This window comes from Rhizobium sp. BK176 (assembly GCF_024808055.1).
Genome location: NZ_JANUBV010000019.1, coordinates 1 through 17,854, shown reverse-complemented (window position 1 = coordinate 17,854; position 17,854 = coordinate 1). Strand labels below are relative to the sequence as shown.

The 17,854-nt window shown below is 60.8% G+C and carries 19 protein-coding genes; 13 read left to right on the top strand and 6 right to left on the bottom strand.

What is annotated here, in order from left to right:
- Window positions 1-63 precede the first annotated feature (63 nt).
- The 4 genes from FHT76_RS33080 to FHT76_RS33065 are packed head-to-tail and all read left to right on the top strand — an operon-like array spanning window position 64 to window position 3,482.
- Window positions 64-1,170: an ABC transporter ATP-binding protein gene (locus tag FHT76_RS33080; protein WP_259186253.1), complete on the top strand. Its 1,107-nt coding sequence runs from the start codon at window positions 64-66 to the stop codon at window positions 1,168-1,170.
- A complete protein-coding gene (locus FHT76_RS33075) occupies window positions 1,167-2,057 on the top strand; it encodes a carbohydrate ABC transporter permease (RefSeq protein WP_183756480.1) in 891 nt (296 codons plus the stop codon). Before FHT76_RS33080 ends, FHT76_RS33075 begins: the two co-directional genes overlap by 4 nt.
- The gene (locus FHT76_RS33070) at window positions 2,057-2,938 is read left to right on the top strand and encodes a carbohydrate ABC transporter permease (RefSeq protein WP_210280962.1); all 882 of its coding nucleotides are present in this window, start codon (window positions 2,057-2,059) and stop codon (window positions 2,936-2,938) included. Before FHT76_RS33075 ends, FHT76_RS33070 begins: the two co-directional genes overlap by 1 nt.
- A gap of 19 nt (window positions 2,939-2,957) precedes the next feature.
- Window positions 2,958-3,482: a GNAT family N-acetyltransferase gene (locus FHT76_RS33065; protein WP_183756481.1), complete on the top strand. Its 525-nt coding sequence runs from the start codon at window positions 2,958-2,960 to the stop codon at window positions 3,480-3,482.
- Between the two features lie 510 nt (window positions 3,483-3,992).
- Here FHT76_RS33065 and FHT76_RS33060 read toward each other — a convergent pair.
- On the bottom strand, window positions 3,993-4,178 hold the full coding sequence (locus FHT76_RS33060; RefSeq protein ID WP_183756482.1) for a hypothetical protein: 186 nt from the start codon (window positions 4,176-4,178) through the stop codon (window positions 3,993-3,995).
- Between the two features lie 508 nt (window positions 4,179-4,686).
- Between FHT76_RS33060 and FHT76_RS33055 the strand changes: the two genes are divergently transcribed.
- From FHT76_RS33055 to FHT76_RS33020, 8 genes are all read left to right on the top strand, one after another.
- On the top strand, window positions 4,687-5,454 hold the full coding sequence (locus FHT76_RS33055) for a 3-hydroxyacyl-CoA dehydrogenase (protein ID WP_183864501.1): 768 nt from the start codon (window positions 4,687-4,689) through the stop codon (window positions 5,452-5,454).
- Between the two features lie 26 nt (window positions 5,455-5,480).
- The gene (locus FHT76_RS33050; RefSeq protein ID WP_259130716.1) at window positions 5,481-6,668 is read left to right on the top strand and encodes an acetyl-CoA C-acyltransferase; all 1,188 of its coding nucleotides are present in this window, start codon (window positions 5,481-5,483) and stop codon (window positions 6,666-6,668) included.
- A gap of 21 nt (window positions 6,669-6,689) precedes the next feature.
- A complete protein-coding gene (locus FHT76_RS33045) occupies window positions 6,690-7,817 on the top strand; it encodes an acyl-CoA dehydrogenase family protein (protein WP_183756486.1) in 1,128 nt (375 codons plus the stop codon).
- 66 nt (window positions 7,818-7,883) lie between these two features.
- Window positions 7,884-9,116 (top strand): 3-methyl-2-oxobutanoate dehydrogenase (2-methylpropanoyl-transferring) subunit alpha, encoded by a 1,233-nt coding sequence (locus FHT76_RS33040; protein ID WP_183864499.1) that lies wholly within the window; start codon window positions 7,884-7,886, stop codon window positions 9,114-9,116.
- A gap of 1 nt (window position 9,117) precedes the next feature.
- Entirely contained in the window at window positions 9,118-10,131 is a 1,014-nt protein-coding gene (locus FHT76_RS33035) for an alpha-ketoacid dehydrogenase subunit beta (protein ID WP_183756488.1), read from the top strand.
- Between the two features lie 3 nt (window positions 10,132-10,134).
- A complete protein-coding gene (locus tag FHT76_RS33030) occupies window positions 10,135-11,475 on the top strand; it encodes a dihydrolipoamide acetyltransferase family protein (protein WP_259130721.1) in 1,341 nt (446 codons plus the stop codon).
- A 4-nt stretch (window positions 11,476-11,479) separates the two neighbouring features.
- A complete protein-coding gene (gene lpdA / locus FHT76_RS33025) occupies window positions 11,480-12,871 on the top strand; it encodes a dihydrolipoyl dehydrogenase (RefSeq protein WP_259130723.1) in 1,392 nt (463 codons plus the stop codon).
- A 91-nt stretch (window positions 12,872-12,962) separates the two neighbouring features.
- Entirely contained in the window at window positions 12,963-13,490 is a 528-nt protein-coding gene (locus tag FHT76_RS33020) for a hypothetical protein (RefSeq protein WP_259186248.1), read from the top strand.
- A gap of 157 nt (window positions 13,491-13,647) precedes the next feature.
- Here the strand turns inward: FHT76_RS33020 and FHT76_RS33015 are convergent, their stop codons facing one another.
- Window positions 13,648-14,145: a hypothetical protein gene (locus tag FHT76_RS33015; RefSeq protein WP_183864495.1), complete on the bottom strand. Its 498-nt coding sequence runs from the start codon at window positions 14,143-14,145 to the stop codon at window positions 13,648-13,650.
- Between the two features lie 161 nt (window positions 14,146-14,306).
- Window positions 14,307-14,573: a DUF982 domain-containing protein gene (locus FHT76_RS33010; protein WP_259130727.1), complete on the bottom strand. Its 267-nt coding sequence runs from the start codon at window positions 14,571-14,573 to the stop codon at window positions 14,307-14,309.
- Between the two features lie 403 nt (window positions 14,574-14,976).
- On the opposite strand from FHT76_RS33010, the gene FHT76_RS33005 reads away from it, so the two are divergent.
- Complete coding sequence (locus tag FHT76_RS33005) at window positions 14,977-15,438, top strand: hypothetical protein (RefSeq protein WP_183756494.1); 462 nt, start codon at window positions 14,977-14,979, stop codon at window positions 15,436-15,438.
- Between the two features lie 31 nt (window positions 15,439-15,469).
- On the opposite strand, the gene FHT76_RS33000 is transcribed toward FHT76_RS33005, so the two are convergent.
- The 3 genes from FHT76_RS33000 to FHT76_RS32990 all read right to left on the bottom strand — a co-directional run.
- Window positions 15,470-15,793, bottom strand: coding sequence for a hypothetical protein (locus FHT76_RS33000; protein WP_259186246.1), 324 nt, complete (start codon window positions 15,791-15,793; stop codon window positions 15,470-15,472).
- A gap of 302 nt (window positions 15,794-16,095) precedes the next feature.
- Window positions 16,096-17,115 carry an SCO family protein gene (locus FHT76_RS32995; RefSeq protein ID WP_183756496.1) on the bottom strand — a complete coding sequence of 340 codons (1,020 nt, stop codon included), beginning with the start codon at window positions 17,113-17,115 and terminating at the stop codon, window positions 16,096-16,098.
- 60 nt (window positions 17,116-17,175) lie between these two features.
- Window positions 17,176-17,854, bottom strand: a 679-nt coding sequence (locus FHT76_RS32990) for a multicopper oxidase domain-containing protein (protein ID WP_259130730.1), incomplete at its 5' end; no start/stop codon positions are given.

The following is a 17,854-nucleotide window of genomic DNA, read 5'->3' as shown; positions in this document are numbered from 1 at the left end:
ACCCCCGCGTCCTTTTTCGCCGGCAGCAAGCCGGCCCTGCCCCTGTGCAAGCCAAGGTGAACAATGGCATCGGTTTCGATGGAATCCGTTTCGAAGAGTTTCGGAACACATAAGGTCATTCAGGATGTGAACCTTGCGATTAAGGACGGAGAATTCGTCGTCTTTGTCGGTCCCTCGGGATGCGGCAAGTCAACGCTGCTTCGCATCGTCGCCGGCCTGATCTCCGCATCGTCAGGAACAGTCAGAATCGGCGGCGACGACGTCACCGACATCCCCGCCGCCAAGCGAGGCGTTGCCTTCGTCTTCCAGTCCTATGCGCTCTATCCGCACATGACGGTTGCCCGCAATATCGGATTTGCGCTGGAAACAATGGGGATCAAGCGCGATGCGATCGCGCGCAAGGTAGAAACCGTCGCCCGCATGCTGAAGGTCGACCACCTGCTGCAGCGGCGACCGCGTGAACTGTCCGGAGGCCAGCGACAGCGCGTCGCCATTGGGCGGGCGCTGGTCAGGCAACCGGACATCTTCCTGTTCGATGAACCGCTGTCCAATCTGGACGCCGATCTCAGGATGGAAATGCGGATGGAAATCGCAAGGCTCCACGAGGACCTTCGCACCACGATGATCTATGTCACCCACGACCAGTCGGAGGCCATGACCCTCGCCGATCGGATCGTCGTTCTCAACCACGGCCGCGTAGAGCAGATCGGTACGCCCTCTGAGCTCTACCATCGCCCGGACAATCGCTTCGTCGCAGGCTTTATCGGCAGCCCGCGGATGAACTTCCTTCCCGTGAAGGCAGGAGCGGACGATCGCGGCGAGGGCGTGCTCGGCCCGGGCGGCCTGTGGCTCCCACGGGTTGCCAACCTTGCGGCACCGGCGGAAATCGGTGTCAGGCCGGAGGCCTTGCGCATTGTCCCGGCCGGTACCGGCCGCTTCGACTGCGTGCTCGAGCGCGTCGAGGATCTCGGCCACGAGCATTTCGCCTATTGCAGGATCGCTGGCGGCCCGATCTGGGTGATCCGGCTTGCAGCCTCCCCCGAACAGTCGTTAATCGGCAAGGACGTTGCGCTTTCCTTCGAGGATCACTCCATCTTCTTCTTTGCCGCCGACGGGGAGCGGATCGCGGTTCCGTCTGACGAGACGGATGCAAGGAGGGCGATCCGATGAGTGCCCGCCTTGCCCGCCGCGACCATCGCGCCGCCTGGTTCTTCCTGCTGCCGGTCATCGCAGCGATGCTCGTCGTGGCCGTGTGGCCGCTCGGGCGCACCTTCTTCTTTGCGTTCACCGACGCCTATCTCGACGACCCGGGCGTTTACACCATGGTGGGCCTTGCCAATTTCCTCGAGGTCTTCAACGATCCGAGCTGGTGGCTTGCCGTCAGGAACACCTTGGTATTCACCGTCATATCCGTATCGATCGAGACCGTCCTTGGGCTCGCAATCGCGCTCCTGATCAACGATGCAATTCCCGGCCGCGGCCTTGCCCGCGCGGCGATCCTGGTGCCGTGGGCCATTCCGGTGGTGGTCGCGACAAAGATCTGGGAATGGATGCTCAACGACCAGTTCGGGGTGATCAACAAGGTGCTGATCGAACTCGGCCTCATCGATCACGGGGTTGCCTGGACCGCGAGCGGCTCGCTGATCATGGGTGTCGTTATCTTCATCGACGTGTGGATGACGACGCCGTTCATGGTCCTTCTCATCCTTGCTGGCCTGCAGATGCTGTCTCACGAAATCTTCGAGGCGGCGGCCGTGGACGGGATCCCGGCATGGAAACGGTTCTGGTCGATCACTCTTCCCATGCTGCGGCCCGCAATCGGCGTCGCAGTCCTGTTTCGCTCGCTTGATGCGCTGCGCATGTTCGACCTATCCTATGTGCTCGCCGGCAGCAACGAAAAGGTCATGACCGTCTCGATCTACGCTCGCGACCGCCTGATCAGCTTCCAGGAACTCGGCATCGGTTCCGCGGCCTCGACATGGGTCTTCCTGCTGGTCGCCCTCGTTGCCATCATTTTGATCGGCGCATTGCGCCTCGATAAAGCAGCGGGGCATTGATGATGGCCGACCTGACCCTTTCCCGCCCGCTGCGCAGGTCCAGTGCCCATTACCGGCTGCGGCGCCGCGCGTTTCGGACCCTGCAAGTCTGCGCACTGGGCCTGGTGCTCGTCTATACGCTGTTTCCCTATTACTGGGCTTTCGTTTCATCGACGAAGCAGGGGGCAGCCCTCTATCGATCGGTTCTGCTGCCCGCGCTTGATTTCACCTATTACCGGCAATTGATCGACAATCCCGTGTTCATGGGATCGCTTCTGAACTCCGCCTATGTGGCCGTATCCACCACCTGCCTGTCTCTTTTCATCGGCATCAGCGCCGCCTACGCACTTGGCCGGATCGATTTCCCGCAGCGCCGGGCGGTGCTGATGGTGATCCTGATGATTTCGATCTTTCCGCAGGTCGTGGTGCTGTCGGGCATGTTCGAGCTCATCAACTGGCTCGGCCTCTTTAACCGTCCAAGCGCCCTCGTTCTCACCTATCTCCTGTCGACGGTCCCCTTCACAACCTGGATATTGACGACCTTCATACGGGAGTTTCCGCGGGAGCTGGAGGAGGCCGCGATCGTCGATGGGTGCTCGCATCTGCGCATCCTCGTGAAGATCCTCCTTCCCCTGATGGGGCCGTCCCTTGCGAGCACCGGAATCCTTGCCTTCATCCTTGCCTGGAACGAATTCCTGTTTGCCCTCACCTTTACCCTGACGGATGAAAACCGCACCGTGCCCGTCGCCATCGGGCTGATCGCAGGCACAAACCGCTATGAATATCCCTTCGGCCAGATCATGGCCGCGTCGGTGACGGTGACCCTGCCGCTGATCGCCGTCGTGCTGGTTTTCCAGCGACGGATCGTGGCCGGACTGACCTCCGGTGCCGTCAAGGGTTAGTCATCAGAAGGACCCCATCATGGACATGCTCGTCAAACTCTACGATCTCAAGCCGGATGCGTCGGTGGGCGCCATGATGGAGCGCCACGGCATTACCATCCGCCGCCTGCTTCCGCCGGAGTTGAAGACACTCACAGACTGGATCACGCCGCGCTTTGGAGCCGGCTGGTCCAGCGAGGCGACAGCCGCGGCAATGCGGCAGCCGCCCACATGCTTCATCGCGATAAAGGATGGCACGTTGATCGGCTTTGCCTGCCACGAGGCGACTGCGAAGGGCTTCTTCGGACCAACCGGTGTGGATACCAAAGCGCGCGGTCAAGGGGTCGGCCGGGCGCTGCTCCTGACAACGTTGCTCGACATGTCCGCACAGGGATATGCCTATGGCATCATCGGTGGCGCAGGCCCGATGGACTTCTATCGCCAGAGCGTCGGTGCAATCCCGATCGAAGGGTCTGTTCCCGGGATCTACCGGGGAATGCTCAGTGAGGCGGAGCCGGACGACATATCGGCGTCACATGAACCGGTGCCACCTGATGCGACCTAGCGTCGACGATGTCGGATCAGACAGGGTAGTGGAACTGGAACGTTCCCATCCCGTCGGGCCACCTCAGCATGGCGGCGAGGTCCCCGGATCTATCAGGATACGATGAGCAGCCCGTTGCCTCCATTTGGCATCCCATCGGGCTGATACATCAGGTGACCCCACCGGCCATTCCTGAAACCCAATAGATACATGGCGCCGCAAGTTGTTTCGTCCAGTGCAGGTCTTGTCCCTAATGCATTGTTTCGCACGCCAAATTCGGGTCAACCAGGCCGTGACAGCCTCTCTCAATCGTTCAGCTCGTCCGAGAACTTACGCCCAATCCTGACGGCTTTAACGCAATCAGTTCAACGTTGAAGTCTACGACACAGCGAATAAAAATGTCGCCAGATGTTCTGCTTATCGCGTCCGATGATGCAGACGACCAATGTGAACGTTAATGGAAGTCATCTCTCATGCCTGAGAGACGATTGTGCGCCCGGACCATGCCTTCTCCGTGGGCAACGGCCGCGCCTACTGGATCGTCTCGTCGCCCTCGATCTCGACAACGATTCCCTTCCGAAGCGCCTCGTCCCTTGCGGCCTGAAGAGCCTGTTGGATATGGAAGACCACCAGATCGAAGTCCGGCCCCTCGAAGGAGGCAAGTTCCCGAGCAACGCTCAGCGCAAACACAAGTTGGACAGTGTTCGTTTCGATCACGACCGCAGCTCCCCAGCAAGTGCAAAGCCTACCGTCCTCCCGGTTTTGCTGCAACGCTAAACTTTGGGAGGATCGCCAGAACTCCAACCATATGGCGCTGCTCAAACACATCAGTGTGAAAGCTGTCGGAACTCTTGAAAAATGGCTGCACATTTCATCAAAGCCGCGTAATGCCGCCGGCCAGGTCCTGTGCTTCACGGCGATAGACAATCATCCGGCACGGCGGCAAATGCCCCATTGTCGGCGGTTTTGATGCCTTTTCCGGCACGCCGCAACGTACTTTCGCCGAAGCCCGGAAAAACCTTCGCTTTCCAGCTCCGCAGCCATGAAAAACGCAGGAAAGTTGCGTCACTTTCCTTGGCATGCCGGAGCTTTTTTTGGCAGTCTGCTGTTGCAAGCAGCAATCGCGAAAATGGCGACAGCCTGCAGGCATAGCTGCAGTCGATTGCCGCCCAGGGGAGCGGGTTGGGCGATCGAAAAAAGACCAGCGACGCATGGGAGGACAGTCATGCAGATCCGTGGAGGAACATTCATCGTCAGCGGCGGCAGCTCCGGTCTTGGCGCAGCCACTGCCCGGTTGCTGATCGAAACCGGAGCGCGCGTTGTCATCGCCGACCTCAACCAGGCAGCCGGCGAGGCCATCGCCTCGGAGTTCGGGTCGGATGCACGCTTCGTCAAAGCCGATGTCACGCGCGCCGATGATGCTTCAGCTGTCATTGCCACCGCGACCGACGTGTTTGGCAGCCTGCACGGGCTTGTCAATTGCGCCGGCGTCGCACCGGCCGAGAAGATCATCGGCCGTGACGGACCGCATGATCTCGAGAGCTTTGTGCGTACCGTCTCGATCAACCTCGTCGGCACCTTCAACATGACCCGCCTTGCGGCTCTGGCGCTTCAGCTTCAGCAGCCGGACGAGGAAGGGGAGCGCGGCGTCATCGTCAATACCGCCTCGATTGCGGCTTTCGATGGTCAGGTTGGTCAGGCCGCATACGCTGCCTCCAAGGGCGGCATCGCCTCCATGACGCTGCCCGTTGCGCGTGAACTTGCCCGACACGGCATTCGTGTTGTCTCCATCGCGCCGGGGATCTTTGAGACCCCGATGATGGCCGGCATGCCCCAAGAGGTGCAAGAAGCGCTCGGCAAGAGTGTGCCCTTCCCCCAGCGTCTTGGCCGGCCAGCTGAATTTGCGGCGCTCGTGCGCCATATCCTCGAGAACAGGATGCTCAACGGCGAGGTCATTCGCCTCGACGGCGCCTTGCGCATGAGCGCGCGCTGACCCATTGACAAAAGGGAGGAAGAAGGATGGCTCTAGAGGATCCGATTGTGATTGTCGCAGCAGCCCGAACGCCGATTGGCGGTTTCCAGGGAGCGCTGAAGGAGGCAACGGCACCAAAGCTCGGAGCTGCCGCGATCGGGGCCGCCCTCCAACGCGCCAGCCTCGCGCCGGAGGCGGTCGACGAAGTCATCTTCGGCTGCGTTTTGCCGGCCGGCCAGGGCCAGGCACCGGCGAGACAAGCCGCAATTGCGGCTGGTCTGCCATTTTCCACCGGCGCAAGCACCATCAACAAGATGTGCGGATCCGGCATGAAGGCCGTCATGCTCACCCATGATCTCCTGGCGGCCGGAAGTGCTGCCATCGGCGTCGCGGGCGGCATGGAGAGCATGACCAACGCGCCCTATCTTCTCGATCGTGCCCGCGGCGGCTACAGGCTCGGCCATGGCCGCGTGACCGACCATATGTTCCTCGACGGGCTGGAGGATGCCTACGACAAGGGACGTCTCATGGGAACCTTCGCAGAGGACTGCGCAGAAGCCTACCAGTTCACGCGCGAGGCGCAGGATCGGTATGCCGTGATGTCCCTGACCCGCGCGCAGCGGGCCATCGACGACGGCAGCTTTGCCGCGGAAATCGCACCGGTGACCGTCTCCTCGGGGAAGGGTGAAACGTCGGTCGACCAGGATGAACAGCCGGGCAAGGCGAAGATCGACAAGATACCCTTGCTGAAGCCTGCCTTCCGCGATGGCGGAACGGTAACGGCGGCAAATTCGAGCTCGATTTCCGATGGTGCGGCCGCTCTCGTGTTGATGCGCCGCTCCGAGGCCGAGCGCCGAAACCTGCAGCCGCGTGCGACGATCAGCGGCCACGCTACTCACTCCCAGACACCAGCGCTTTTTGCAACCGCTCCAATCGGAGCGTTGCAGAAGCTGTCGGACCGAACCGGCTGGCCGCTCGATACAGTCGACCTGTTCGAGATCAATGAAGCATTCGCCGTTGTCGCCATGGCCGCCATGCGTGACCTGAACCTGCCTGACGAAAAGGTGAATGTACACGGCGGAGCCTGCGCGCTTGGTCATCCGATCGGAGCGTCCGGTGCGCGTATCCTCGTCACCCTGCTTGCCGCGCTTGAGCGCTATGATCGAAAGCGCGGGATGGCCGCTCTGTGCATCGGGGGTGGCGAGGCGACCGCGGTTGCGATCGAGCGCGCCTAGAAAGGCGGGAGGAAAGGCACGATGATCCTGAACGAATTGCAGCAGCAAATCCGTGATCTCGCCAGAGACTTTGCCCGCGAGCGGCTTGCTCCGGGTGCAGCCGACCGCGATCGCGAGCACAGGTTTCCTCGCGAAGAGCTTGCAGAGATGGGCGGACTTGGCCTCCTCGGCATGCTGGTACCAGAGAATTACGGCGGATCGGAAACCGGCACCCTTGCCTATGCGGCGGCGCTTGAGGAAATCGCCGCAGGCGACGGGCCCTGCTCCACCATCATGAGCGTGCACAGCTCCGTTGCCTGTGTACCGATCCTGAAATTCGGCACCGAGGAGCAGAAACAGCGCTTTCTTCCGAAGCTTGCGAGTGGCGAATGGATCGGGGGTTTTGCGCTGACGGAACCGCAGGCCGGCTCAGACGCGTCCAATCTCCGCACAAGGGCGCGTCGTGATGGCAATGATTACATCCTCGATGGCGCCAAGCAGTTCATCACCTCCGGCAAGAATGGCCAGATGATCATCGTCTTTGCCGTCACCGACGCTTCCGCCGGAAAGAAGGGCATCACCGCCTTCATCGTCCCGACCGACACACAAGGATATGAGGTTGTCCGGGTCGAGGAAAAACTGGGGCTGCATTCGACGGACACCTGCCAGATTGCCTTCAATGACATGCGCATCCCCGCCGACCTGAGGCTGGGTGACGAGGGTGAGGGATACAGAATCGCGTTGGCGAACCTCGAGGGTGGGCGCATCGGCATTGGTGCCCAGGCCGTTGGCATGGCCTGCGCAGCCTTCGAGGCAGCCAGGGATTATGCGCGCGAGCGAACGTCGTTCGGCAAACCGATCATCGAACACCAGGCGGTCGCCTTTCGTCTTGCCGACATGGCGACCGAGATCGAAGCTGCCCGCCAGCTCGTCTTCCACGCAGCGGCGCTGCGCGACAGCGGTCTGCCCTGCCTGTCGGAGGCGTCGATGGCCAAGCTTTTTGCATCCGAAATGGCAGAGCGGGTCTGCTCGGCCGCGATCCAGGTCCATGGCGGCTATGGCTACATGGCCGATTATCCGGTGGAGCGGATCTATCGGGATGTCCGCATCTGCCAGATTTACGAAGGAACCAGCGACGTGCAGCGAATGGTGATCGCGCGCAACCTGTAAGACATGATCGTGCGATGCCCCGCGTAAAGGGAGGAGCAGCCATCGCAAACGGGAGGGAAATTGACGATGACGGATACCGCTCAACTGAGCTTGCATGTGCCCGAACCCGCCGTCCGGCCGGGCGGACAACCGGATTTTTCCAATGTGAAGATTGCAAAGGCTGGCGCAGTGCCGCGCCCCGCCGTTGACGTTGCCTCAGAGGATATTCGCGACCTTGCCTATTCCATCATTCGTGTCCTGAACCGTGATGGAGAGGCCGTCGGCCCCTGGGCCGGCCTGTTGTCAAATGAGGATTTGCTGACCGGCCTTCGCAACATGATGAAGCTGCGCGCCTTCGATGCCAGGATGCTGATGGCGCAGCGACAGGGAAAGACGTCCTTCTACATGCAGCATCTTGGTGAGGAGGCCGTCAGTTGTGCCTTCCGCAAGGCGCTGCGCAAGGGCGACATGAATTTTCCGACCTATCGCCAGGCCGGCCTCCTGATCGCTGACGACTACCCCATGGTCGAGATGATGAACCAGATCTTCTCGAACGAGAGCGACCCGCTGCGGGGCCGCCAATTACCGATCATGTATTCGTCGAAGGAGCATGGCTTCTTCACCATCTCGGGCAACCTTGCCACGCAATATGTCCAGGCCGTCGGCTGGGCCATGGCATCGGCGATCAAGAATGACACCAGGATCGCCGCCGCATGGATCGGCGACGGCTCGACAGCCGAATCCGATTTTCATTCCGCCCTCGTCTTCGCCTCGACCTACAAGGCGCCCGTTATCCTCAACATCGTCAACAACCAGTGGGCCATCTCGACGTTTCAGGGGATTGCGCGCGGAGGGTCCGGGACGTTTGCGGCGCGTGGGCTCGGCTTCGGCATTCCGGCATTGCGGGTCGACGGCAACGATTATCTCGCCGTCTATGCCGTCGCCTGCTGGGCCGCGGAACGCGCCAGGCGCAATCTCGGGCCGACCTTGATCGAATACGTAACCTATCGTGTAGGCGCTCACTCGACTTCCGACGATCCAAGCGCCTATCGGCCAAAAACGGAATCCGAGGCCTGGCCACTCGGCGACCCCGTGCTGCGTCTGAAAAAGCACCTGATTGTCACGGGCGCTTGGTCGGAAGAGCGCCATGTCCAGATGGAAGCCGAAATCATGGACGAGGTCATCGAGGCGCAGAAGCAGGCCGAGCAGCATGGCACCCTCCATGCCGGAGGCAGGCCGTCCGTGCGTGATATCTTCGAGGGCGTCTATGCGGAGATGCCGCCACACATTCGTCGGCAGCGGCAGAAGGCAGGTTTCTGACATGGCCAGGATGACGATGATTGAAGCGGTGCGCAGCGCCATGGATGTTTCGATGTCGCGCGATGATGATGTCGTCGTGTTTGGCGAGGACGTTGGTTATTTCGGCGGCGTCTTCCGATGCACGCAAGGCCTTCAGGCAAAATACGGCAAGACACGCTGCTTCGATGCGCCAATCAGCGAGTCCGGTATCGTCGGTACGGCGATCGGCATGGCAGCCTATGGACTGAAACCCTGCGTAGAGATCCAGTTCGCCGATTACATGTACCCGGCCTACGACCAGATTACCCAGGAAGCAGCCCGCATCCGGTATCGCTCGAATGGTGATTTCACCTGTCCGATCGTGCTTCGCATGCCAACGGGTGGCGGCATCTTCGGTGGGCAGACGCACAGCCAGAGCCCGGAAGCGCTGTTCACCCACGTCTGCGGGCTGAAGGTGGTCGTGCCGTCAAACCCCTATGATGCAAAAGGGCTTCTCATTGCCTCGATCGAGGATCCGGATCCTGTCATGTTCCTCGAACCGAAGCGGCTCTACAACGGCCCCTTCGATGGCCATCATGAGCGTCCCGTGACGCCCTGGTCGAAGCATGAGCTCGGCGAAGTGCCAGAGGGCCACTACGCAATTCCGATCGGCAAGGCGGCTGTGCGCCGCGAGGGGTCGGCTGTGACGGTCATCGCTTACGGCACAATGGTGCATGTCGCGCTCGCCGCTGCCGAGGATACAGGCATCAATGCTGAAGTCATCGACCTGCGCAGCCTGCTGCCGCTCGACCTCGAGACGATCGTGCGATCGGTCAACAAGACGGGGCGCTGCGTGGTCGTGCATGAGGCCACGCTGACATCAGGATTCGGCGGTGAAATCGCCTCTCTCGTGCAGGAGCATTGTTTCTATCACCTGGAAGCCCCCGTCGTGCGCGTGGCGGGCTGGGACACGCCCTACCCGCATGCACAGGAATGGGACTACTTCCCGGGCCCCGGTCGCGTCGGGCGAGCCCTTGCCGAAGTCATGGAGGCCTGAGGAATGGGCGAGTTCATCATCAAGATGCCTGACGTCGGTGAAGGTGTCGCCGAGGCAGAGCTTGTCGAATGGCATGTGAAGGCGGGCGACCCGGTCCGCGAGGACATGGTGATCGCGGCAGTCATGACCGACAAGGCGACGGTGGAAATCCCGTCACCTGTCACGGGAACGGTCGTCTGGCTCGGCGCCGAGGTCGGCGACAAGATCGCCGTCAAGGCCCCCCTCGTCCGCATCGAGACCGACGACGGGACAGCAAGGCCGGTCGAGGCGCAGGCTCCCGATGTTGCTCCCGTCAGCCCGGGGCAGCCAATGGATGGTGGCGTCGAGGCGAAGCGTGCTTCTCCCGCACGCGCTGATCAGGCACGCGTTGACGGGGGGCGGCCCGAGCAGGTGCAGAAAGACCAGGCCCAGTCCGACAAAACTGAAGTCGACAAGACCTTGAGAGACGGGGCCCGGCTGAACAATTCGGATATCGAGAAACCGATCGCATCGCCTTCCGTCAGACGCGTCGCGCGCGATAGCGGCGTGGACCTTCGCCTGGTCAAGGGGACCGGCCCCGCAGGCCGGATCCTGCACGAGGATGTCGAGCAGTTTCTTGCCCGTGGCGAGACCGCGCCGCAGGCGCCTGCGATGGCAAGGAAGACGTTGACCGAGGAGGTCAAGCTCACCGGGCTCAGACGCCGCATCGCCGAAAAGATGACGCTGTCGACGTCGCGCATTCCCCACATCACCTATGTCGAGGAAGTCGACATGACGGCGCTCGAGGAATTGCGCAACACCATGAACCGCGACCGCAAGCCGGAGCACCCTAAGCTAACCGTCCTGCCGTTCCTGATGCGGGCGATTGTTAAGGCCGTCGCCGAGCAACCGAGCGTCAACGCAACCTTCGATGACGACAAGGGCATCCTGACCCGGCATGGCGCCGTCCACATCGGCATCGCCGCCCAGACCCCAGCCGGACTAGTTGTCCCGGTCGTAAAGCACGCAGAGGCTCGCAGCATCTTTGACTGCGCGATTGAAATGGGCAGGCTCGCCGAGGCCGCACGCACGGGCACGGCCACCCGCGACGAACTCTTCGGCTCGACCATTACGATCAGCTCCCTCGGTGCGCTCGGCGGTATCGTGTCAACGCCCGTGATCAATCATCCAGAGGTGGCGATCGTCGGTGTCAACAAGATCGCCATCCGTCCGCATTGGGATGGCACCCAGTTCGTGCCGCGCAAGATGATGAATCTCTCCTCCAGTTTTGATCACCGGATCATCGACGGCTGGGATGCAGCCACCTTTGTCCAGCGCGTTCGGCTCCTGCTCGAAACCCCGGCACTCATCTTCATCGAAGGCTAGGTCCATGAAAGAGATCACCTGCAAACTCCTTGTCATCGGTGCTGGCCCCGGAGGTTATGTCTGCGCCATTCGCGCCGGACAGCTCGGCGTCGATACTGTCATCGTCGAGGCAGACAAGCCCGGGGGTACTTGCCTCAACGTCGGCTGTATCCCTTCGAAGGCCCTGATCCACGCCGCCGAGGAGTTTTCGGCGACGGCACACATGCTTGAAGGCAGGAACGCGATGGGCATTCGCGTCGAAGCGGCGTCGATCGATCTCGCAAGGACCATGAGCTGGAAGGACGGCATTGTCGGCCGCCTGAACGCCGGCGTGACCGCGTTGTTGCAAAAGGCACGGGTCAAGATCGTTCATGGTCGGGCCGCCTTCCGCGATGGCAAGACGGTCGAGGTCGAGACAGAGATCGGCCTCCAGGTGATCCGTGCCGAGACGGTGGTCATTGCCACGGGATCCGAGCCTGTCGAGCTCGCAGCTCTGCCTTTCGGTGGCAGGATCATTTCCTCGACGGAGGCCCTTTCCCTTCGCGAGCTGCCGAAGAACCTGGTGGTCGTGGGAGGCGGTTATATCGGCCTCGAACTAGGCACGGCCTTTGCCAAGCTGGGATCGGCGGTTACCGTCGTCGAAGCCACGCCGCAGATCCTGCCGCAGTATGATGCAGACCTGGTGCGGCCGATTGCACGGCGGCTTGGTGAGCTCGGTATCCGGCTGTTGACGAGTGCGAAGGCCACGGGTCTCGATGGCGATGCGCTGTCGATCGAAACGTCGGACGGCGGGAGCGAACGCCTCCCGGTTGATCGTGTGCTCGTCACAGCAGGTCGTCGACCGAGGACAGCGGGATCGGGTATCGATGAACTCGACCTCGATCGGAGCGGCACTTATCTGCGCATCGATGATCGTTGTCGCACCTCGATGCGTGGCGTCTATGCAATTGGTGATGTCACCGGAGAACCGATGCTTGCGCACCGCGCAATGGCGCAGGGCGAAATGGTCGCCGAAATCGTCGCCGGGCGAAAGCGTGCGTGGGACAAACGTTGCATTCCCGCCATCTGCTTCACGGATCCGGAAATCGTCACCGCCGGCCTGTCACCGGATGAGGCACGCGCACAGGGATTTGCCATCCGCGTCGGACAATTTCCGTTCAGCGCAAATGGCCGCGCAATGACGATGCTGGCAGAAGACGGCTTCGTGCGTGTGGTCGCGCGAGCCAATACCGGTCTTGTCCTTGGCGTTCAGGCTGTCGGTGCCGGCGTTTCCGAACTCTCGGCAAGCTTTGCGCTCGCAATCGAGATGGGAGCACGGCTGGAGGATATCGCAGGCACGATCCATGCGCATCCGACGCGCAGCGAAGCATTTCAGGAAGCGGCATTGAAGGCGCTGGGGCACGCCCTGCACATCTGAGGACGGCGGCGTCCTGCCTCATCTCCATCCCTGTTTGGCGATGCCGGATTATCTGATAGCTAGCGCGTTGATCACAATCGGAGCGTTGAGAATGACAGCCGCATTTTACCGGGACTACGTCGTTGACCTGAAGGACAGGATCGACCGGTTGCACGAGGATGCGGGGCGCTATCAGACCTTCGCGTTGACGATGGAACTTCTCGCCCAGAGGAACCTCGTCACCTACACGGAAAAAAAGGCGAAGGGGCAGACGGAGGGCCTGTGCTATCGGCGCGATTTCACGACCGGTCGCGCCGTGCAGATGCAACCCCAAAACGCTTACGGGCTGTTCAGCGGGTTCTTCGGCCTCGGCCAGTTCCTGGCCTTTTCCGGGCAGGTGCAACAGCAGAATGCCGGGCAGTTGGCCGAATTTCTGACCGGTGGCTGGCAGTATCCGACCTGCGCGGTGCATCTCGTCTATCGCCAGAAGGGCGCACCAAGGACGGAATCGACGAAGATGCATTTCGTCGGGCTGAACAGCGATGAGGATGCCGTGGCCTACCAGCAGGAAACCGAGCGGGCTCAGGTGCTCGCGCAACGTCGGCCTTTATCGTCAGACAGATTTTTTGAATGGAAATAGGTCCGCGTGCCGCGCCAACAGACGATCCAGCCGACCGGATTGCCGCTCAGGCAGGATTATTTCGCCAATCGATGGATCGCTTCCCCGCCACCCTTGTTTTCGTGTGCAACGGCGTTTTTCGATGTTCAGGATTGGCAGGCCGGTTTCTGCCACCGTCTCAACCAGTGGCGGACGGCCAAGCGACCCGCGCAAGCGCGCTTTGGCCTTCAACGCAGTTCGGATCGATCCGAAACCCGAGAACAAAATCGATCACCTTCGACGCCGACATCTCGCAGGGTTTCAAAACGCCACGTCCTTCGGAAAGTCGATACCAGTTGAAGCTGACGATCTCGTTCCCGCCAAGCTCCTCGGCCAGCATCCACGTGCGTCGTCCGTCCAAGGATCGGCGTACGGTCGCACTCCAGCGGCGTCCCTCAAAAACGCCCTCCATGTAGCCATCGGGAAATTGTTCGAACGTGTCTTCGAATGCTGAGAGGGCCGAGGACATGTCGCTGACGCCAAGACACTCATCACAGATACCGCAACCGTCTTCGTCCATCTCGGATGGCGCATGCGGGCGATTGCAACACAAGCACAGGACAAAATCCGGACAACGGCGACGCGTACGTCGGGGAGGAACGATTTCGATCGTCGGGTGGCTTGTTTGACTATCCATGTCACATCTCCGCAATGCGGTCGCATCACAGATAGGAATTCCGTCTGCAGGTGCAAGAAGCGTGTGGCAAAAGCAATCGCGGGAGCGCTCAAGTCATCGCCATGACTGCAGAATCAAGCGGGTACCGCGTCGAGCGTCCGCGCTAAAGGTCGCCCCGGTCTTCAGTGTTTCGGGATGACGGTGATCCTTGCCCCGCGCGCTGCCTTGACGAAAGCCTTGCGGGCACGTTTCGCCTTCTTTTCATCCTGCTGAGAGCGGAGGCATGTCATCAGCGCGTCTCGCCAAAGCGTGTCGTTGGGCTTCTTCGGCCATCGGCTCGAGAGCAGCAATTCCGTCATTTCGGAGACCGTTGTGGCGATCTGTCGGTTATCGGTGTCGTGAAAGGAGATGGCGACCCGGCGAATTGGTACGGGCGATGAGACAAACATGCTGCGCTCCCGGTATCGTGAATGCTGTTAACTCAATATTCCCTCGGATGGTTCCCTGACGCTGCCGGGACGAACAAGGCCTCAGCAAAAGGTCGCAGCGACGCTGGCAACACCACCGGCTCCGATATATGTCAAAGGCTCGCCACGCCATGTCGTTCGCCAAGCGGCTCTCAGGCGCTCGCTGCCGCGTGTCTCAGGCCGCCTTTCCCTGCGTGGCGGGTGACGCACGGATCCAGGTCGGCCCTGGGGCCCTGCTGACCGACGGACAACACTCCGACCAGGCGGCCTTCTACCCTCCAGACTGTAACCCTCAACAGCCTGATTTTCTAACGAATTGTCTTTCCGCCGGAACTTCTTTTCATCTGGGAGCTTAAGTTTCCACGCAATGCAAGGAGACAACGACATGGCTGACGATCCAGGTAAATCCCCGGCAGTACAATCGATGCGCAATGAGCAGGCTCAGCAACGCCGCCGCGCGCGCAAGGGAGAACTCGAGGCTGGTTTGGAATCCACTTTCCCGGCGTCTGATCCGGTCTCCGTCACTCATACGGCGATCCCGGCCGGCCGGACCGACGTTGAAAGCGCCGCGCGTGTCAGCACGGCACCGGATCCTTACGACGTGGGAGTCGACCGGTCCGAGGCTCATGACAAGCGGGAGATCGTGCAAAACAAATTCCGCACGTTGCGCCACGACGCCGTAACGGTGAAGGATTCCCTATCCGGGGCAGCGGCGGGATCCGTCGACGTCGTCAGGGTGAGAACCCGCAGGGTTCTCGAGGACATCGAGAACACGATCCGCGAGAGACCAATCACTGCGATGGCCGTCGTCGCTGCGGTTGCGTTCGTTTTTGGGACAACCCGATAAAAGATCGGTCAGTCAAGACATCACGGTCGCGCTAACGCAGGAGATCGTCGCACCAGACCGGAAGCCTCGTGGTGCGGACCTCACGCAGCCGCCGAATTGGCAGGTCCCCGAACTCGCTTCCGTGAGGAACATGCAAGGTCATGTTCAGGTAGTTCTTCTTGCCGCATCTCTCACATCTGAACCGTCGCAGGACTTTGTCGAGGGTAACGTTGCCGCAAAGCTCGATGAGATCTGTTGCGAAATACCGATGCGTCACCCGACAGTAGTCGCATGTAATTGATATGAGCTGGCCCTGATCGCGAGCAGCGAGCAACGTCCAGGCACGGAGTCGCTTGAATGGATGGATCTCCGGCATTGGTCTCCGTTCCCTTAGACTGTTCCTTATTTGTTCTTTCTGGAGGCGCTGTCAATGGTCGAGCGATACCAAGTTCGGACCGGCAAGCCATGCTTCTTAGAATGCGTGATCCAATAGCCAGCCGATTGAACGGGCCTTGACCGCCCGCATGATCGCCGCGCGGCATCTGATGCAGGATGGATCTGTCGGTCGCCGCAAGTCCATCAACGAGCGTGACCTGCAGTCGTCCTTGGATCTTCCGAACGCGTTGAGCTTCCCATTCAACGCGCATGCCGGGTAAACGGAAAAGGCGCGTGCCACCTTTAAGGATTGGAAGGCATCATTCCAGCATGATCGTGATGTTCTGATGCATCGTCAGGTTGGTGAACATGCGTCGCTTCGGGTTGGGCGCGCAGCTCCGCTATTTCGGCCGATTTCGTCGCCAGGTATGATATGAGATCGGCGGTATCCGCCTCCGACATACCAAGGTTCGGCATGCGCACACCGTTAAACTTCGCGTCGAGCTCGGCCAGCGTTGGATCCTTCTCCGCCCTCAGCCGGACAGGATTCATGATCATCCGCTTCAGCCATGCCGGATCGCGGCTGACCGTAACATCGAGAAGATCCGGGCCGATACGGTCGCCGACCCCTACCGTGTGGCACGGTGCGCAGATCTTCTTGAACAGAACCTGTCCCGGCTCGCGATCCAGCGTCAGGCCGGCTTGTTGTTGATTTGTGGCTGGAGCCAACGATAGCGCGGGAGCGTAATGCCCCTCGCGCCATGCCGGATCCATATCGCGGATCGCTAGTTCCACGCTCTCGATGTCGGCGAAAGGCGAATTCCTTGCCCACTCTCCGGTGGTGTCGTTGCCAAGCACGATTTCGTTGCGGTGATCAGTTGCAACGTTGCTTTTGTTCCCAAGCTTTGCGTTGATGGCGCGTATGTCCTCAGGCTTGCCGGTGATGAACGTCCAGCCCGGTCCCTTATAGAAGGCATCGGCGAACGCCTTCAACTTTTCAGGTGTGTCGTTTTCGGGATCGACAGTGATCGATACCACAAAGATCTTCTTGCCGATTTGGTCCTGGATCCGGTCAACGACCTGGGTAATGCGTGCCGTCGTCAGCGGGCACAGATCGGTACAACTGGTGAAAATGAAACTGATCAGGACAATCTTGCCCTTAATCAGGTCATCGTAGAAATGCACCCTGTCGCCGGTTTGGGTGATGACTTCGACGTTGGGAAAGTAGTCTTTTCCCCAACGCGAAGCGGCGGAAGCAGCCCCGCCACATAGAACTGACAGAATGGCAGCGATAGCCAGGACGGCCACGGGCCTACGTCTCATAAATACACCTCCGGAAACCCACACCCCGAACAGAGAAAGGCTGCGCAATCAGCGCAGCCGTCATGGTTGGGGATTGGTGTTCAGCTGGGCCTGCATCTGCGGCTGGGTATTCGTCCACCCCTTTGGCGCACCTTCAGGCAATATTTCCGGCGTGGTGAAGAAGACGCCATACTCGGTCGGATTGGGCGTTGGCGTCACCGCTGCCTGCGGCGTCCCCGCAACGCCAGTCAGCAACTGAATGCGCGCCAGCATCGCGAAGTCTTCATGCACGGTGTTGTGGCAATGGTTCACGTAGGACCCACCAAACTCGCCGAACTGGATCTGGAACGTCACGCTGCCGCTTTCTCCAAGCCGCCAGACGTCCTTCCGCTGCAGGTTCTCGGTCGGTGGCGGAGCCTGGCCATTCCGCAGCATGGTGATGCCTTCCTCGAAATGCAGGTGAATGGGATGATCCCAGCCGCCGCCGCCGTTCTTGTAGGTCCAATGCTCCACTTCCCCGGCCTTGGGAATGAGCAGGGAAATCCGGTTGGCGTTCATCGAATGCGCCGTCTCGCCGTTGATGCGAATGGTCCATGGGAAGGTCACGGTCTCACCGCAATCCGGCGTGCAGCCATTCGGCCCACGCGAGTCCCCGGTTCCCGCCCTGCCGAATTCGACCATGCGCGTGCGCACCGGCGTCACGATCGGAATTTGTTCCGTGAGCGTTGCTGGAACCTGGCTCTTGTCGGGATCGGTGGCG

Bases quoted from the DNA above. Each gene is read 5' to 3' on its own strand.
- FHT76_RS33080 (WP_259186253.1), top strand. From the start codon at position 64: ATGGCATCGGTTTCGATGGAATCCGTTTCGAAGAGTTTCGGAACACAT.
- FHT76_RS33075 (WP_183756480.1), top strand. From the start codon at position 1,167: ATGAGTGCCCGCCTTGCCCGCCGCGACCATCGCGCCGCCTGGTTCTTC.
- FHT76_RS33070 (WP_210280962.1), top strand. From the start codon at position 2,057: ATGATGGCCGACCTGACCCTTTCCCGCCCGCTGCGCAGGTCCAGTGCC.
- FHT76_RS33065 (WP_183756481.1), top strand. From the start codon at position 2,958: ATGGACATGCTCGTCAAACTCTACGATCTCAAGCCGGATGCGTCGGTG.
- FHT76_RS33055 (WP_183864501.1), top strand. From the start codon at position 4,687: ATGCAGATCCGTGGAGGAACATTCATCGTCAGCGGCGGCAGCTCCGGT.
- FHT76_RS33050 (WP_259130716.1), top strand. From the start codon at position 5,481: ATGGCTCTAGAGGATCCGATTGTGATTGTCGCAGCAGCCCGAACGCCG.
- FHT76_RS33045 (WP_183756486.1), top strand. From the start codon at position 6,690: ATGATCCTGAACGAATTGCAGCAGCAAATCCGTGATCTCGCCAGAGAC.
- FHT76_RS33040 (WP_183864499.1), top strand. From the start codon at position 7,884: ATGACGGATACCGCTCAACTGAGCTTGCATGTGCCCGAACCCGCCGTC.
- FHT76_RS33035 (WP_183756488.1), top strand. From the start codon at position 9,118: ATGGCCAGGATGACGATGATTGAAGCGGTGCGCAGCGCCATGGATGTT.
- FHT76_RS33030 (WP_259130721.1), top strand. From the start codon at position 10,135: ATGGGCGAGTTCATCATCAAGATGCCTGACGTCGGTGAAGGTGTCGCC.
- lpdA (WP_259130723.1), top strand. From the start codon at position 11,480: ATGAAAGAGATCACCTGCAAACTCCTTGTCATCGGTGCTGGCCCCGGA.
- FHT76_RS33020 (WP_259186248.1), top strand. From the start codon at position 12,963: ATGACAGCCGCATTTTACCGGGACTACGTCGTTGACCTGAAGGACAGG.
- FHT76_RS33015 (WP_183864495.1), bottom strand. From the start codon at position 14,145: ATGGATAGTCAAACAAGCCACCCGACGATCGAAATCGTTCCTCCCCGA.
- FHT76_RS33010 (WP_259130727.1), bottom strand. From the start codon at position 14,573: ATGTTTGTCTCATCGCCCGTACCAATTCGCCGGGTCGCCATCTCCTTT.
- FHT76_RS33005 (WP_183756494.1), top strand. From the start codon at position 14,977: ATGGCTGACGATCCAGGTAAATCCCCGGCAGTACAATCGATGCGCAAT.
- FHT76_RS33000 (WP_259186246.1), bottom strand. From the start codon at position 15,793: ATGCCGGAGATCCATCCATTCAAGCGACTCCGTGCCTGGACGTTGCTC.
- FHT76_RS32995 (WP_183756496.1), bottom strand. From the start codon at position 17,115: ATGAGACGTAGGCCCGTGGCCGTCCTGGCTATCGCTGCCATTCTGTCA.